This window comes from Streptomyces agglomeratus (genome assembly GCF_001746415.1).
Lineage (GTDB): Bacteria > Actinomycetota > Actinomycetes > Streptomycetales > Streptomycetaceae > Streptomyces > Streptomyces agglomeratus.
This window is the reverse complement of record NZ_MEHJ01000001.1, coordinates 5578010-5591673: the sequence shown is the minus strand read 5'-3', so window position 1 is coordinate 5591673 and position 13664 is coordinate 5578010. Positions and strand designations below refer to the sequence as shown.

Below are 13664 nucleotides of genomic sequence, written 5' to 3'. Positions count from 1 at the left end.
GCCGCCGTCAGCCCACCGTGTCGCGTGCCGGTTCCCGGGACGCCGCACCCGAGGCCACCACGCGCGAGCGGGACGATCCGGGGCCCCGGTCCAGCAGGCCGGCCGTCACCGCGATGCCCAGGCCCGCCACCGCCAGCACCGCTCCCACCAGCGTCGGGGACATCCAGCCCCAGCCGGCCGCGATCGCCGTGCCGCCGAGCCACGCGCCGCCCGCGTTGGCCAGGTTGAACGCCGAGTGGTTCGAGGCCGACGCCAGCGTGGGCGCCTCCTTGGCCTTGTTCATCACCAGCATCTGGAGCGGCGTGGTGGTCATGAAGCCCACCGCGCCGAGCACCACCACGGTGACCAGCGCCGCCCACCGGACGTGCGCCGTGAAGTTGAAGGCCACGAGCACCACCGCCAGCGCGGCCAGTGAGCCGTACAGGGTGGGGCGCAGGGCGCGGTCGGTCAGCGGGCCCGCGGCGAGGGCTCCCAGCGTCATGCCGATGCCGAAGAGGGCCAGGACGACGGTGACCGAGGACTCGCCGAAGCCCATGACCTCGGTCGTCATCGAGGCCAGGTAGGAGTACACCGCGAAGACACCGGCGAAGCCGAAGACCGCGGTGAGCAGGCCGAGCAGCACCTGACGGTCGCCGAGGGTGCGCAGTTCGCGGCGTACGCTCTGCCGCGCGTCCACCGGGACGTACGGCACCAGCCGGGCCAGCGCCGCCATCGCGACCAGCCCGATCACGGCCACCACCAGGAACGTCGCGCGCCAGCCGAGGTGCTGGCCGAGCAGGGTGGCGGCCGGTACGCCGACGATGTTGGCGACCGTGAGACCGAGGAACATCGTCGCCACGGCCCGTGCCTGCCGCCCGTCCGCGACCAGTCGCGCCGCGACCACCGCGCCGACTCCGAAGAACGCGCCGTGCGGCAGCCCGGCGAGCACCCGTCCCGCCACCAGCCAGCCGAAACCGGGGGCCAGGGCGGAGGCGAGGTTGCCCACGGTGAAGAGGGCCATGAGGAGCAGCAGCATGCGCTTGCGGGGAATGCGGGAGCCGAGCGCGGTGAGCAGCGGGGCGCCGACGACCACGCCGATCGCGTACGCCGCGACCAGGTGGCCGGCGGTGGGCACCGAGGTGCCCAGGTCGTCCGCGACGTTGGGCAGCAGGCCCATCATCACGAACTCCGTGGTTCCGATGCCGAAGGCGCTGACGGCCAGGGCGAACAGGGCTATGGGCCGGGGCGGCCGGGGCATGAGGGACCTTTTCCGTGGGCGGGGCGGCGTGCTCGGGTACGGGGACGGCGCACGTGCGGTACGCCGATTAGGTTCCCGTACTGAACAAAGTCTCTCAGGTGAAGTATTCCGCCGCGTGAACGCCGGATTGCGGGCGGGCGTGCGCCGGGCTCAGATCTCCACGCGCGCCGCGATCGGCAGGTGGTCGCTGCCCGTGTCCGCCAGCGCCCACGACGACACCGGTGTGATGCCCTTCACCATGATCTGGTCGATCCGCGCCATGGGGAACGACGCCGGCCAGCTGAAGCCGAAGCCGTCGCCCGCCGCGCCCTGCGTGGACCGCATCTGCGAGGTGACGGCGTTCAGGGCCCGGTCGTTCATGGTGCCGTTCAGATCGCCGAGGAGGACGACCTTGCCGACCGGCTCGCGGGCGATCGCCTCACCCAGCGCGTCCGCGCTGTCGTCGCGCTGGCCGGCCGTGAACCCGGCGTTGACCTTGACCCGTACCGAGGGGAGGTGGGCGACGTACACCGCGACGTCGCCCGCCGGGGTCGAGACCGTCGAGCGCATCGCCCGCGTCCAGCCCATCTTGATGTCGACGGGCCCGGTGTCGCTCATGGGGTACTTGCTCCACAGGCCGACCGTGCCCTGCACCGAGTGGTACTTGTACGTGTCGGCCAGCGCGCTCTCGTACGACGGGACCTCGCTTGCCTTGAGCTCCTCCAGTGCCACCACGTCGGCGCCGGAATCGGCCAGCTTGCGGGCCGTGCCCTCGGCGTCGGGGTTGTCGGCGTTGACGTTGTGGGTGGCGACGGTGAGGTTCCCGCCGGGGCCCGCCTTGTCGGTGAGCAGGCCGCCGAAGAGATTGAGCCAGACCACGGCCGGCAGGAGCAGGGCGACGAGCGCGGTCGCCGAGCGGCGCAGCAGAGCCGCGGCCAGCAGAAGCGGAATACCCAGGCCCAGCCAGGGGAGGAAGGTTTCGGTAAGGCTGCCGAGGTTGCCGATCTTGTTGGGAATCTCCGCGTGGAAGATCATCAGCAGGGTGAGCAGGAGCGCGCAGAGCGCGAGGAGGATGCCGCGCCGCCAGATGCCGCGATCGTGACGCAGGCTTTCGAGGCGACGCCGGATCCGGGATCCGGGACGCTCAGGCCCTGAGCTGACGTTCCCCGTGTCCGTCATGTACGCCTGCGTCATTCCGCTGCCCTCACTGACTGCCTTGCCCGTGCACACCGCCGCGCCCCCGGGTCTGACCCTAGGGGATGGCCGGTGTCTTTCCCCGCCGTCGCCACACGACGGCCGTACTGCCACGAGGACGACGGTGCGGCGTGAGGGGTTCCGGTCCGGGCGCGTCACGGGACCCCTGTAACGAAACGCGCACAAACCAGCCAGTGTCCGAGGACGGCGGCGAGCCCCCACTTCCCGTGAGCACCGCCGGGATGCCACCATGGACGTGGTCCGGGGACGCCGTCAGGGCGCCTCGAGATTTCGAAGGAGCCGTTGGTCATGACGCTTCAGGCTGCCCAGAAGACTTCCGCCGACAGCAGCAAGGCGCTGTACGGCGGCAAGGGCACTCGCCGCATCACCGTCCACGACATCGCCGCCGCCAAGGAGCGCGGTGAGAAGTGGCCCATGCTCACCGCGTACGACGCGATGACCGCGTCCGTCTTCGACGAGGCCGGCATCCCGGTCATGCTCGTCGGCGACTCCATGGGCAACTGTCACCTCGGATACGAGACGACCGTGCCCGTCACGATGGACGAGATGACGCTGCTGTCCGCCGCCGTCGTACGGGGCACCAGGCGCGCCCTCATCGTCGGCGACCTGCCCTTCGGCTCGTACCAGGAAGGCCCGGTCCAGGCCCTGCGCAACGCGACCCGGCTGATCAAGGACGCGGGCGTGGGCGCGGTGAAGCTGGAGGGCGGTGAGCGCTCGCACGCCCAGACCGAGCTGCTGGTGAAGGCCGGCATCCCGGTCATGTCGCACCTCGGCCTGACTCCGCAGTCCGTGAACACCATGGGTTACCGGGTCCAGGGCCGCAGTGACGAGGCCGCGCACCAGCTGCTGCGGGACGCGAAGGCGGCGCAGGACGCGGGCGCCTTCGCTGTGGTGCTGGAGCTCGTACCGGCCGAGCTGGCCGCCGAGGTGACGCGCTCGCTGCACATCCCGACCGTCGGCATCGGCGCGGGGCCCGACACGGACGCGCAGGTCCTCGTGTGGACCGACATGGCGGGTCTGACGGGCGGCAAGGTGCCGCGCTTCACCAAGCAGTACGCGAACCTGCGGCAGACCCTCGGGGACGCGGCGAAGGCGTTCGCCGGCGATGTCGTCGGCGGAACGTTCCCGCAGGAGGAGCACACCTTCCACTAGGACTCACCGAGCCACTGCCGCACCACAGACAGCCCGCCGACATCCCCCATCGGCGGGCTGTCGGCGTGTCCGCCGCCGGTAGGCGCGGGCGTCGTCCGCGGGGGGCCGGCGGGCGATTCTGTCAGTGGTCTGTCGGCGGTCTGTCAGTGGTCTGTCGGCGGTTTGTCAGTGGCAGCTGTTCTGATAGTCGGCATGACGCGATTCGACAAGAGGCCCACAGGCGGCGCGGCCAACGCCGTCGAGGTAAGGGGGCTGGTCAAGCACTACGGCGAGACCAAGGCACTGGACGGCGTGGACCTGGACGTACGGGAAGGCACCGTGCTCGGAGTCCTCGGGCCCAACGGCGCGGGCAAGACCACTCTCGTACGCTGCCTGTCCACCCTGGTCCAGCCCGATGCCGGCACGGCCTTCGTGGCCGGGTACGACGTGGTGAAGCAGCCCCGGCAGCTCCGCCGCACCATCGGGCTGACCGGGCAGTACGCCTCGGTCGACGAGAAGCTCGCCGGCTGGGAGAACCTGTACATGATCGGGCGGCTGCTCGATCTGTCCCGCAAGGACGCGCGGCTGCGGGCGGACGAGCTGCTGGAGCGCTTCTCGCTCACCGAGGCCGCGAAGAAGCCGGTGATGCAGTACTCCGGCGGCATGCGGCGGCGCCTCGACCTGGCGGCGTCGATGATCGGGCAGCCCGCCGTGCTCTACCTGGACGAGCCGACGACCGGACTCGACCCCCGTACCCGCAACGAAGTGTGGGACGAGGTGAAGCGGATGGTGGGCGAGGGGGTCACCGTCCTGCTCACCACCCAGTACATGGAGGAGGCCGAACAGCTCGCGAGCGAGCTGACGGTCATCGACCGGGGCCGCGTCATCGCGGGCGGCAAGGTCGACGAACTCAAGGCGAAGGTCGGCGGCCGCACCCTGGAGGTCCGCCCGTCCGACCCGGCGCTGCTGCCGGCCATGGCGCGGGCGCTGCGCGAGGCGGGGCTGGACGGCATCGCGGGCTCGCAGGTCGACGCCGGCGAAGGGCTGCTGTACGTACCGATCCTGAGCGACGAGCAACTGACGGCGGTGGTCGGCCTGCTGGGGGCGCGGGGATTCGGCATCGCGCACATAGGGACCCATCTGCCCAGCCTGGACGAGGTGTTCCTGGCCATCACGGGCGAGAAGACGAGCGACGCGGCGGCCGGAACGGTCGGGACCGCCGCCGACGACAAGCGCGAGGAGGTCGCGGCATGAGCGCGGCGACAGTGACACCGCCGGCGACGGAACAGACGCCGGCGCCGGCGCCCGTGAAGGCCCACGACGGCGAGGGCCGGATCGGGCTGCGGGCCAATCTGCGGCACATCGGCGCGCTCGCCCGCCGCAACACCCTCCAGATCAAGCAGGATCCGCAGTCGATGTTCGACGTCCTGCTGATGCCGATCGTCTTCACCCTGCTCTTCGTCTTCGTGTTCGGCGGCGCGGTCGCGGGCAACGGCAAGCAGGACGAGTACGTCAGCTACCTGGTCCCCGGCCTGATGGCGATGATGGGGCTGAACGTCTCCATGGCGGTCGGCACCGGCATCAACGAGGACTTCCAGAAGGGGGTCATGGACCGGTTCCGTACGATGCCGATCGCCCGGTCCTCCGTCCTCATAGCGAAGATCGTCGTCGAGGTCGGCCGGATGATGGTCGCCTTCGCGATCCTGCTGGCCGTGGGCTTCATCCTGGGCATGTCGGTCGAGACGTCGCCGCTGCACGTGCTGGCGGCAATCGGGCTCTCGCTCGCCTTCGGAGCCTCACTGATGTGGGTCTTCATCCTGATCGGGCTGTCCGTGAAGACGGCGCAGGCCGTTCAGGGCATGGCGATGCTCGTGCTGATGCCGTTGCAGTTCGGCTCCTCGATCTTCACCCCGCCGTCCACGATGCCGGGCTGGCTGCGGACCTTCACCGACTACAACCCGCTGTCGGCTCTGGCCGACGCTGCGCGCGGGCTGTTCATCGGCGGGCCTGTCGCCCGCGACGTGTGGATGGTGCTGGTCTGGGCGGCGGTCATCACGCTGGTGACGGCTCCGCTCGCGATCTCGAAGTTCCGAAAGAAGACGTGACGTCGGACCGGGGGCCGGGTCCCGGGTCGTGAGATCCGGGACCCGAAGCCCTCGGGTCCGGCGCTCGTTGGCGGATCGCGTCAGGGGGCCACGAGGGCGGCGGCCTGATCGAGAGTCAGGCCGCCGCCCTCGGCGTATGCCGCCTCGTAGGCGGCGTCGCCCAGCGCGGCGCGGGCCGCCGCCTCGGCGTCCGCCAGGGCCTCCCGGTCCTGCGCCGTGACGAAGTGACCGGGCGGCAGCAGCCCTGCGTACGCGCCGACCAGCCGCGCGGCGGCACGGGCCCGGGCCGGGCCGCCCAGCCCGGCCAGCGCGCGGGCCGCCGTCATCAAGTGCACTGCGGGCATCTGCGGGGCGACCATCCGGGAGAGCGGCTCACGGGCACGCTCCAGCGCCTCACGGGCCTGGCGGAGCGCCTCGTCGTACCGGCCGTCAAGGTTGTCCATCCAGGCCAGCAGGCCGATGACGAACCCTTCGAAGATCGCGAGGTTGGGCCGGTTGAAGGAGCGGCGCATCAGCTCCAGTTGTTCCCGTCCCTCGGCGGTACGGCCGGTGCGGCCGAGCCGCATCGCGAGGAAGAGGCGGGCGGCTGGCTCCGACTCGTGCCCCTGGTGTTCGACCCTGGCGAGGACGTCGCGCAGCATCGCCTCGGCCTCCTCGCCGTCGCCCGTCTCCCCCAGTACGCCCGCGAGCCGGGCACGCAGCAGCAGCACCTGCGTCTGCGCGCCGAGCAGATCCGCGTGACCGATCGCCGCGCGGTAGTCCTCGGCGGCGAGGGCGAACTCACCTTTGCGCTCACGTGCTTCGGCGCGCGCGGCCATGGCCTCGGCCGCGCCCCACGCGTCGCCGATCCGGGTGAAGATCTCCAGGCTCTCGTCGGCGTCGCGGCTCGCGTCGCCGGCCCAGTCGCTCCGGTTCGCGAGGAGGTTGGCCCGCAGCTGGAGGGCCATGGCCAGCTCCCACACGTAGCCGTACTCGCGGCAGGCGGCGACGGTCTCGTTCGCGACCTCGTACAGCTGGCCGGGGCTGCCGGTCAGCATGATCGCGTAGAGCCAGTGCGTCCCCGGCATCCGGCAGGTCTGCGGCAGGCCCGGCCGGTACACCTCGGTGACGCGGCGAAGCCACGCCGCCGCCTCTTCCGTGGTCCACTGGTCGAGCTCGTGGTTCATGCTCGCCAGGTGGATGAGCCTGGCCCCCCGTCTGGCCTCCAGCAGTTGCTCGTGCGCCATGGGCGGCGGCGCGTCCGTACACCGCTCGTGCAGGGCGGGGGCGGGGACGGACGGCGGGGCGAAGGGGTCGGGGCCGAGTGCGGCGGCGGCACCGGACCAGTGGCGGGCGTCGGCGCGCAGGCCGCGGATCGTCCAGTACCAGGCGAGGGAGAGGACGAGGCAGAGTGCCTCGTGCTCGTCGCGGGCGGCGACGGCGCGGCGCAGGGCGGTGCGCAGGTTCTCGTACTCGACCTGGAGGCGGCTCATGCAGGCGAGCTGTTCCCGGCCGCGCAGCAGGGGGTCGGCGTGGCGCACCAGCTCGCGGAAGTGGACGAGGTGGCGGCGCTCGGCGGTGGGGCGCTCGCCCGCCTCGTCGAGGCGCTCCGCGGCGTACTCCGCGACGGTTTCGAGCAGGCGGTAGCGCATCGCGCCGTCGCCCGAAGGGGTCGCGACCACCAGCGACTTGTCGACGAGCGAGCCGAGCAGGTCCAGCGCGTCGGGGCCGATCACGGCTTCGGCGGCGGCCAGGTCGCAGCCGCCCGCGAAGACGGACAGCGCCCGCAGGGCCGCCCGTTCCTCCTCGTCCAGCAGGTCCCAGGACCAGTCGACGACCGCGCGCAGCGTCTGCTGCCTCGGCAGTACGGTGCGGCTGCCGCCGGTCAGGAGCCGGAACCGGTCGTCGAGGCGGTCCGCGATCTGGCGCGGGGTGAGCATCCGCAGGCGGGCGGCGGCCAGTTCGATGGCCAGCGGCAGTCCGTCGAGGCGGCGGCAGATCTCGGCGGCGGCGGCCGGGTCGTCGTCGGTGCGGAAGCCCGGTTTCGCCGCGGCGCCGCGTTCGGCGAACAGGCGCAGCGCCATGGGGTCGGGAAGCGGTTCCACGAGCCGGACGATCTCGCCCGGGACGCCGAGCGGTTCGCGGCTGGTGGCGAGTACGGTCACGCCGGGGCAGCGGGCCAGCAGTTCCTCCGCGAGGCGGGCGGCGGCGTCGATGACGTGCTCGCAGTTGTCGAGCAGGATCAGCATCTGACGGCGGGCACAGTGCTCGACCAGGCGTACGAGCGGATCGTCGCCGTGCCGGTCCGCAGCCCGCAGCTCCTCGGCGCCGGCGCCCCGCAGCACTGTCTCGCGCGCGCCGAGGGCGACGAGTACGGCTTCGGGCACGGTGTCGGGGTCGTCGACGGGGGCGAGTTCGGCGAGCCACGTGCCGTCGCGCCAGGCGCCGTCGGCGGCCTCGGCCGCCTCCTGCGACAGCCGCGTCTTTCCGGCGCCACCGGGGCCGAGCAGGGTGACCAGGCGGGCCCGGCCGAGGTCGGCGGTGATGGCGGCGATGTCGCTCTCGCGGCCCACGAAGGACGTCAGTCGAGCACACAGGTTGCCGTGCGCGGAGGCCCTTTCGGGTGCGGGGGCCACGTCGGGCGCCGGGGCTCCGGGGCGGGGGTGTGGGGACGGCGGCCTGCGGGGCGGTGGTGGGCTCGTCCCAGGGGCCGGGGGCGGGCGCGGCCAGCAGTTCGGCGTGGAGTGCGCGCAGGCTCGGGGAGGGGTCGGTGCCGAGGCGGGACACCAGGTCGCGGCGCAGTTCGTCGTACGCCGCCAGAGCCTGCGCCGTACGCCCGGTGTCCCGCAGAGCGCGCAGGCGGAGGGCGTGGAGGTGTTCGTCGAGCGGGTGGTCGTCGCAGAGGGCCGCGAGCTCCGGCAGCGTCTCCTCCGCCCGGCCCAGGGCGAGCAGGGCGGTCAGGCGGGCGCGGCGGGCCGCGAGGCGGCGGGTCTCCCAGCGGGCCGCTTCGGCGGAGCGGTCCGGGAGGCCGGCCAGGGCCGGGCCGTGCCACAGGCCCAGCGCCTCGTCGAGCAGCTCCGCCGCCTTGGCCGGGGCGCCGTGCTCCAGGGCCGCCGCGCCCTCCCGCGCCAGCCGCTCGAAGCGGTACAGGTCCACGTCCTCCGGGGCTGCGCACAGGCGGTAGCCGCCGTCGGCCGAGGCGATCGCCGCATGGCCGAGGGCCCGGCGCAGGCGGCCGATCAGTGCCTGGAGGGCGCCGGTCGCGTCGGCCGGCGGCTCGCCGTTCCACACCTCGTCGGTGAGGGCGCCGGCCGTGACCGTACGGCCGGGACGCAGCGCCAGGACCGTCAGCAGGGCACGCAGCCGCGCTCCGCCGACGGCGACGGGCGTGCCGTCGTCGCGGAGTGCTTGCGTGGGGCCGAGGATGCGGTAGCGCACGGCCCTATTGTCCGGGAAGCGCGGACGCCGGGCCGCCGTGACCGTCGCCGGGTGTCTCCAGCTCGACCAGAACGCCCGTCTCGTCGTGCCGGTAGCCGCGGCCGTCACGGTCCGGCCGGGTCTCGTTGCCGAACCAGTCGGGGCAGGTGCCGACCGGCCGCAGCCACCGTTCGCCGGCCACCGGTTCGTACGAACGCGAACCGGCGTGCGTCTCGGTGTACCCCTCGGTCACGATGCGGATGGAGCGGACCGTCCCGGTGGTCTCCGGGACGTCCCGAGGTCCGGGTCCGTGCGTCTCGACGGCGAGGAGTCCGACGACGGGCCCGGGGCGGGCGGGCCACTTCCCGTGGTCGGGGCCGGCGCGGAGAGCGATGACGCCGGGGCCGCCCACCAGCCGGGCGTTTCCCGCCACCGGCTCCAGCTCGCTGTAGCTTTCCTCCCACCCGTCCGGGAACGTCGGATCCTCCGGCGTGCGCAGCGACAGCCGCCACCGCACTTCGTCGCCGACCGAGAACGGCTCACCGCAGCATTCCATCTGCCAGTCGTCGTACAAGATTCGCCAGAGCGCCATGCGTGCAGCTTCGCCGGAACTACCACCGCCGCGCGAGACGTTTTCGTAGTCCCGCTGGGTAGGTAGACCTGCTGTCCGGCCCGCGCCCACCCCTGGAGATCCGCACATGACCACCGCCCTCACCCGTCGCGACCGGCGGATCAGTCCCGTGTTCCTCGGGATCGTCGCCGTCATGGCGGTCTCCGGCTGGGCGGTGTGGACGGAGTTCTCGGGTAGTACGGGCTTCGCCGTCTTCCTGTTCGTCACGTCCGCGTGGATCGTCTCGCTCTGTCTGCACGAGTACGCGCACGCCCGCACCGCTCTCCACAGCGGGGACATCTCGGTACAGGCAAAGGGGTATTTGACCCTCAATCCACTCAAATACACGCACGCACTGCTCAGCATCGTGCTGCCGGTGCTCTTCGTGATCATGGGCGGCATCGGCCTGCCGGGCGGCGCCGTCTTCATCGAGCGCGGCCGCATCGAGGGCCGCTGGAAGCACAGCCTCATCTCGGCGGCGGGGCCGCTGACGAATGTGCTGTTCGCGGTCGTCTGCACCGCGCCGTTCTGGCTGGACGCGCTGGACGGCGTGCCGGACCCGTTCCGCTACGCGCTCGGATTCCTCGCCCTGCTCCAGGTCACGGCCGCGATCCTGAACTTCCTGCCGGTGCCGGGGCTCGACGGATACGGCGTGATCGAGCCCTGGCTGTCGTACCGGATCCGCCGCCAGGTCGAGCCGCTCGCGCCGTTCGGGCTGCTGCTGATCTTCGCCGTCCTGTGGATTCCCGAGGTCGGCGGGCTGTTCTTCGACGCGGTCGACGCCGTGCTGCGGGGCCTGGGGGTCGACGACTGGCGGACGGGCCGGGAGTACTACCAGTTCTGGGAGGGCGAGCCGGAGACCGGGGCGCCGGTCAGCCCCTGACGGGGGTTCCCCGGCCCGCCTTCGCCTTGCGTACGTAGTACCAGGCCATGTTGGAGGCGACCCCGGCCAGCAGGACCCACACGATCCCGAGCCAGCTGCCCTGGACGAAGGACACCACCGCCGCGGCCACGGCGAGGACGCAGACGACGAAGGCGTACAGAGCGAGGCGGGGCATGGGGGGCGGCTCCTGTCCGGGTGCGAATGCTTCCGGTCCAGTGTCCACCATGCCCCGATCGTGCTTATACGTCGGTCACTCGCAGACCCGCGTGCGCCTTGTAGCGGCGGTTCACCGAGATCAGGTTGGCCACCAGGGACTCCACCTGGTGGGCGTTGCGCAGCCGGCCGGCGAAGACGCCGCGCATGCCGGGGATACGGCCCGCCAGAGCCTGCACGATGTCGGTGTCGGCGCGGGTCTCGCCCAGCACCATCACATCGGTGTCGATCTCCTCGATCGCCTCGTCCTGGAGAAGGACCGCCGACAGGTGGTGGAAGGCCGCCGTCACCCGCGAGTCCGGCAGCAGGGCGGCGGCCTGCTCGGCGGCGCTGCCCTCTTCGGGCTTCAGGGCGTACGCGCCCTTCTTGTCGAAGCCGAGAGGGTTCACGCAGTCGACGACGAGCTTGCCACTCAGCTCCTCGCGCAGCGCTTCGAGCGTCTTGGCGTGACCGTCCCAGGGCACCGCGACGATCACGATGTCGCTGCGCCGCGCGCACTCCGCGTTGTCCGCGCCCTCCACGCCGAGGCCCAGCTCGTCGGCGGCGCTCCGCGCCCGCTCGGCGGCGCGCGAGCCGATGATCACCTTCTGGCCGGCCCTGGCCAGGCGGTACGCGAGGCCGCGCCCCTGGTCGCCGGTCCCGCCGAGCACGCCGACGACGAGGCCGGACACGTCGGGCAGGTCCCACGGGTCCTTGGCGGCCTTGGCGGCGGGCTTCTGGGCGCCGTCCGCGCCGCCGGTGCTGCCGGTGCTGTTGTCAGTGGAAGTCATGGGGCGACCCTACTTGCAGGTAGCACGCTCGTACGGGTGAGGCGGACGCATTCGCGGGCGACCCGAGCCGGGGTGCGGCAGGATGCGGCGGCATGGATGCCGTGCGTGTCGCCCTGCTGCGTGAAGTCCTCGACGGGACCGAGTGGTTGCCGGCCGCGCGACGGTTCGCCGGGGCGCTGCGGTCGTCGGTCGTGCCGCAGGGCGGCGGGCTGCTGCTGGTCGGGACCGACGTGTACGAGCCGTGGCACCTGGCCGCGCACCTGGTCGACGAGGCGGCGTGGTCCGGCCTGCCGGAACTGAATCCCACGCTCGTACGCCACCGGGTGCGCCCCGGGGAGCCGGCGCACCTGTCGGTGGGGCTGGGCAGGATCGAGGCGGCGGGGCGGGGCGAGACGCTGCTCGTGGTGGCGCCGGAGCGGCCGGGGGCGGGGCTGCTGGAGCGGGTGCACGACGCGCGGCGGGCCGGGGCGACCGTGCTGTCGCTGGACGGAGGGGACCGGGAGATCCACGGGCTGGCGCACGAGGCACTCTCGGTCCCCGGCGACGGGGACGTGGACCTCGACACGGTGCAGCACCTGGTGAGTGCGGCGGCGGGAGAGAACAGCCTGCCCGCGCCCCGGGGGCCGCGCCGTCTCCGGGACCGGCTCTCCCGCCTGGCCGACCAGCTGACGGCGCCGCCGCCGGGGCGCTGGTAGGAGGACCCGGGGGTACGGCGCCGCCCGGGCGGTGGCAGTCCGGCACCCGCCCGCACCCTCCGACGCCTGCGCCGTCGGGCCGGGGGGAGAGACGCGGCGGCGGGGGCCCCGTACAGGCGCCGTCGGGCCGCCGGCCCCGTACGAGGTGCCTCGTGACGGCGGCCCGTACCGGCCGCCTCACGACAGCGGCCCCGTAGAAGCCGCCGCAGCGCCGCAGCCCCGTACGAGGCGCCCTCAGGACAGCGGCCCCGCCGCGGGCCGCCTCAGGCGTCTTCCCCGCCCTGCTGCGGGCCGTTCTTGTCGTGCCACTTCGGGTCCGTCTCCCACTGGAGGTTGCGATCGGCCGCGGTCTCCATGGCGTGCTGCGCCTCCTGACGCGTCGCGTAGGGGCCGAAACGGTCCTTGGCCGGGCACTCGGGCCCCTCCTCGACCTTCTTGTGCTCCAGGCAGTAGAACCATTCGCCCGGCTTTCCGGCCGTGCGCTTCTTGAACAGGGCCATCGTCGGCTCCTTCCTCTGTCGCCATGCTGCCCGATGGCGGCTGGATACACTCGCTTGCATGTCTGGCCAGTCGCTGCTCGTACCAGGGGAGCTCTCTCCCCCCCGTTCCGTTCCCGGCAACATCCGGCGTCCCGAGTACGTCGGGAAGCCGGCGCCGACGCCGTACACCGGCCCGGAGATCCAGGATTCCGACACCATCGAGCGGATGCGCGTCGCGGGCCGTATCGCCGCGCAGGCGATGGAGGAGGCCGCCAAGCACATCTCGCCCGGTGTGACCACGGACGAGCTGGACCGGGTCGCCCACGACTTCATGATCGACCACGGTGCGTACCCGTCTACCCTCGGATACCGCGGCTATCCGAAGTCGCTGTGCAGCTCCGTCAACGAGGTCATCTGTCACGGCATCCCCGACTCCACGGTGCTCCGCGACGGCGACATCGTGAACCTCGACGTGACGGCGTACATCAACGGCGTGCACGGCGACAACAACGCGACGTATCTCTGCGGCGACGTCGACGAGGAGTCGCGGCTGCTCGTCGAGCGCACCCGCGAGTCGCTCGCCCGCGCCATCAAGGCGGTCAGGCCGGGGCGCCAGATCAACGTCATCGGGCGGGTCATCGAGTCGTACGCCAAGCGCTTCGGGTACGGGGTGGTGCGTGACTTCACGGGGCACGGCATCAATTCGTCGTTCCACTCCGGGCTGATCGTCCCGCACTACGACAGCCCGCACGCGACGACGGTGATGCAGCCCGGCATGACCTTCACCATCGAGCCGATGCTCACGCTCGGTACCCACGACTACGACATGTGGGAAGACGGCTGGACGGTCGTGACCAAGGACCGGAAGCGGACGGCTCAGTTCGAGCACACGCTGGTGGTGACGGAGACCGGCGCGGAGATCCTCACGCTGCCGTGAACCGGTCGGCGCGG

12 protein-coding genes and 1 pseudogene are annotated in these 13664 nt (G+C 72.2%); 6 read left to right on the top strand and 7 right to left on the bottom strand.

What is annotated here, in order from left to right; genetic code table 11:
• Positions 1–7: 7 nt before the first annotated feature.
• Entirely contained in the window at positions 8–1237 is a 1230-nt protein-coding gene (locus AS594_RS24375) for an MFS transporter (RefSeq protein WP_069929009.1), read from the bottom strand.
• Between the two features lie 150 nt (positions 1238–1387).
• On the bottom strand, positions 1388–2410 hold the full coding sequence (locus tag AS594_RS24370) for an endonuclease/exonuclease/phosphatase family protein (RefSeq protein WP_079148747.1): 1023 nt from the start codon (positions 2408–2410) through the stop codon (positions 1388–1390).
• A gap of 309 nt (positions 2411–2719) precedes the next feature.
• Between AS594_RS24370 and panB the strand changes: the two genes are divergently transcribed.
• From panB to AS594_RS24355, 3 genes are all read left to right on the top strand, one after another.
• Positions 2720–3583: a 3-methyl-2-oxobutanoate hydroxymethyltransferase gene (panB, locus tag AS594_RS24365; RefSeq protein ID WP_028811293.1), complete on the top strand. Its 864-nt coding sequence runs from the start codon at positions 2720–2722 to the stop codon at positions 3581–3583.
• Between the two features lie 192 nt (positions 3584–3775).
• Complete coding sequence (locus AS594_RS24360; RefSeq protein ID WP_079144422.1) at positions 3776–4816, top strand: ATP-binding cassette domain-containing protein; 1041 nt, start codon at positions 3776–3778, stop codon at positions 4814–4816.
• Positions 4813–5667, top strand: coding sequence for an ABC transporter permease (locus tag AS594_RS24355; RefSeq protein WP_069929007.1), 855 nt, complete (start codon positions 4813–4815; stop codon positions 5665–5667). The genes AS594_RS24360 and AS594_RS24355 overlap by 4 nt, the downstream gene beginning before the upstream one ends.
• A gap of 80 nt (positions 5668–5747) precedes the next feature.
• Here the strand turns inward: AS594_RS24355 and AS594_RS24350 are convergent.
• Positions 5748–9084: pseudogene (locus tag AS594_RS24350) on the bottom strand (AfsR/SARP family transcriptional regulator).
• 4 nt (positions 9085–9088) lie between these two features.
• Positions 9089–9655 (bottom strand): DUF6578 domain-containing protein, encoded by a 567-nt coding sequence (locus tag AS594_RS24345; protein ID WP_069929006.1) that lies wholly within the window; start codon positions 9653–9655, stop codon positions 9089–9091.
• 106 nt (positions 9656–9761) lie between these two features.
• On the opposite strand from AS594_RS24345, the gene AS594_RS24340 reads away from it, so the two are divergent.
• Positions 9762–10556, top strand: coding sequence for a site-2 protease family protein (locus tag AS594_RS24340; RefSeq protein WP_069929005.1), 795 nt, complete (start codon positions 9762–9764; stop codon positions 10554–10556).
• Here AS594_RS24340 and AS594_RS24335 read toward each other — a convergent pair.
• Positions 10546–10782, bottom strand: coding sequence for a hypothetical protein (locus AS594_RS24335; protein WP_240509086.1), 237 nt, complete (start codon positions 10780–10782; stop codon positions 10546–10548). The genes AS594_RS24340 and AS594_RS24335 overlap by 11 nt on opposite strands.
• Before the next feature lie 13 nt (positions 10783–10795).
• Positions 10796–11539 carry an NADPH-dependent F420 reductase gene (npdG, locus tag AS594_RS24330; protein WP_069929003.1) on the bottom strand — a complete coding sequence of 248 codons (744 nt, stop codon included), beginning with the start codon at positions 11537–11539 and terminating at the stop codon, positions 10796–10798.
• Between the two features lie 92 nt (positions 11540–11631).
• Here npdG and AS594_RS24325 point away from each other — a divergent pair, with 92 nt between their 5' ends.
• Positions 11632–12234: a hypothetical protein gene (locus tag AS594_RS24325; protein WP_069929002.1), complete on the top strand. Its 603-nt coding sequence runs from the start codon at positions 11632–11634 to the stop codon at positions 12232–12234.
• A 263-nt stretch (positions 12235–12497) separates the two neighbouring features.
• Here AS594_RS24325 and AS594_RS24320 read toward each other — a convergent pair whose 3' ends face one another.
• On the bottom strand, positions 12498–12734 hold the full coding sequence (locus AS594_RS24320) for a hypothetical protein (protein WP_069929001.1): 237 nt from the start codon (positions 12732–12734) through the stop codon (positions 12498–12500).
• A 58-nt stretch (positions 12735–12792) separates the two neighbouring features.
• Between AS594_RS24320 and map the strand changes: the two genes are divergently transcribed.
• A complete protein-coding gene (map, locus tag AS594_RS24315) occupies positions 12793–13650 on the top strand; it encodes a type I methionyl aminopeptidase (protein ID WP_069929000.1) in 858 nt (285 codons plus the stop codon).
• Positions 13651–13664: the final 14 nt, after the last annotated feature.

What these genes read in the sequence shown, in the direction of transcription:
- AS594_RS24375 (WP_069929009.1), bottom strand. Translation starts at nt 1,237, where the DNA reads ATGCCCCGGCCGCCCCGGCCCATAGCCCTGTTCGCCCTGGCCGTCAGC.
- AS594_RS24370 (WP_079148747.1), bottom strand. Translation starts at nt 2,410, where the DNA reads ATGACGCAGGCGTACATGACGGACACGGGGAACGTCAGCTCAGGGCCT.
- panB (WP_028811293.1), top strand. Translation starts at nt 2,720, where the DNA reads ATGACGCTTCAGGCTGCCCAGAAGACTTCCGCCGACAGCAGCAAGGCG.
- AS594_RS24360 (WP_079144422.1), top strand. Translation starts at nt 3,776, where the DNA reads ATGACGCGATTCGACAAGAGGCCCACAGGCGGCGCGGCCAACGCCGTC.
- AS594_RS24355 (WP_069929007.1), top strand. Translation starts at nt 4,813, where the DNA reads ATGAGCGCGGCGACAGTGACACCGCCGGCGACGGAACAGACGCCGGCG.
- AS594_RS24345 (WP_069929006.1), bottom strand. Translation starts at nt 9,655, where the DNA reads ATGGCGCTCTGGCGAATCTTGTACGACGACTGGCAGATGGAATGCTGC.
- AS594_RS24340 (WP_069929005.1), top strand. Translation starts at nt 9,762, where the DNA reads ATGACCACCGCCCTCACCCGTCGCGACCGGCGGATCAGTCCCGTGTTC.
- AS594_RS24335 (WP_240509086.1), bottom strand. Translation starts at nt 10,782, where the DNA reads ATGGTGGACACTGGACCGGAAGCATTCGCACCCGGACAGGAGCCGCCC.
- npdG (WP_069929003.1), bottom strand. Translation starts at nt 11,539, where the DNA reads ATGACTTCCACTGACAACAGCACCGGCAGCACCGGCGGCGCGGACGGC.
- AS594_RS24325 (WP_069929002.1), top strand. Translation starts at nt 11,632, where the DNA reads ATGGATGCCGTGCGTGTCGCCCTGCTGCGTGAAGTCCTCGACGGGACC.
- AS594_RS24320 (WP_069929001.1), bottom strand. Translation starts at nt 12,734, where the DNA reads ATGGCCCTGTTCAAGAAGCGCACGGCCGGAAAGCCGGGCGAATGGTTC.
- map (WP_069929000.1), top strand. Translation starts at nt 12,793, where the DNA reads ATGTCTGGCCAGTCGCTGCTCGTACCAGGGGAGCTCTCTCCCCCCCGT.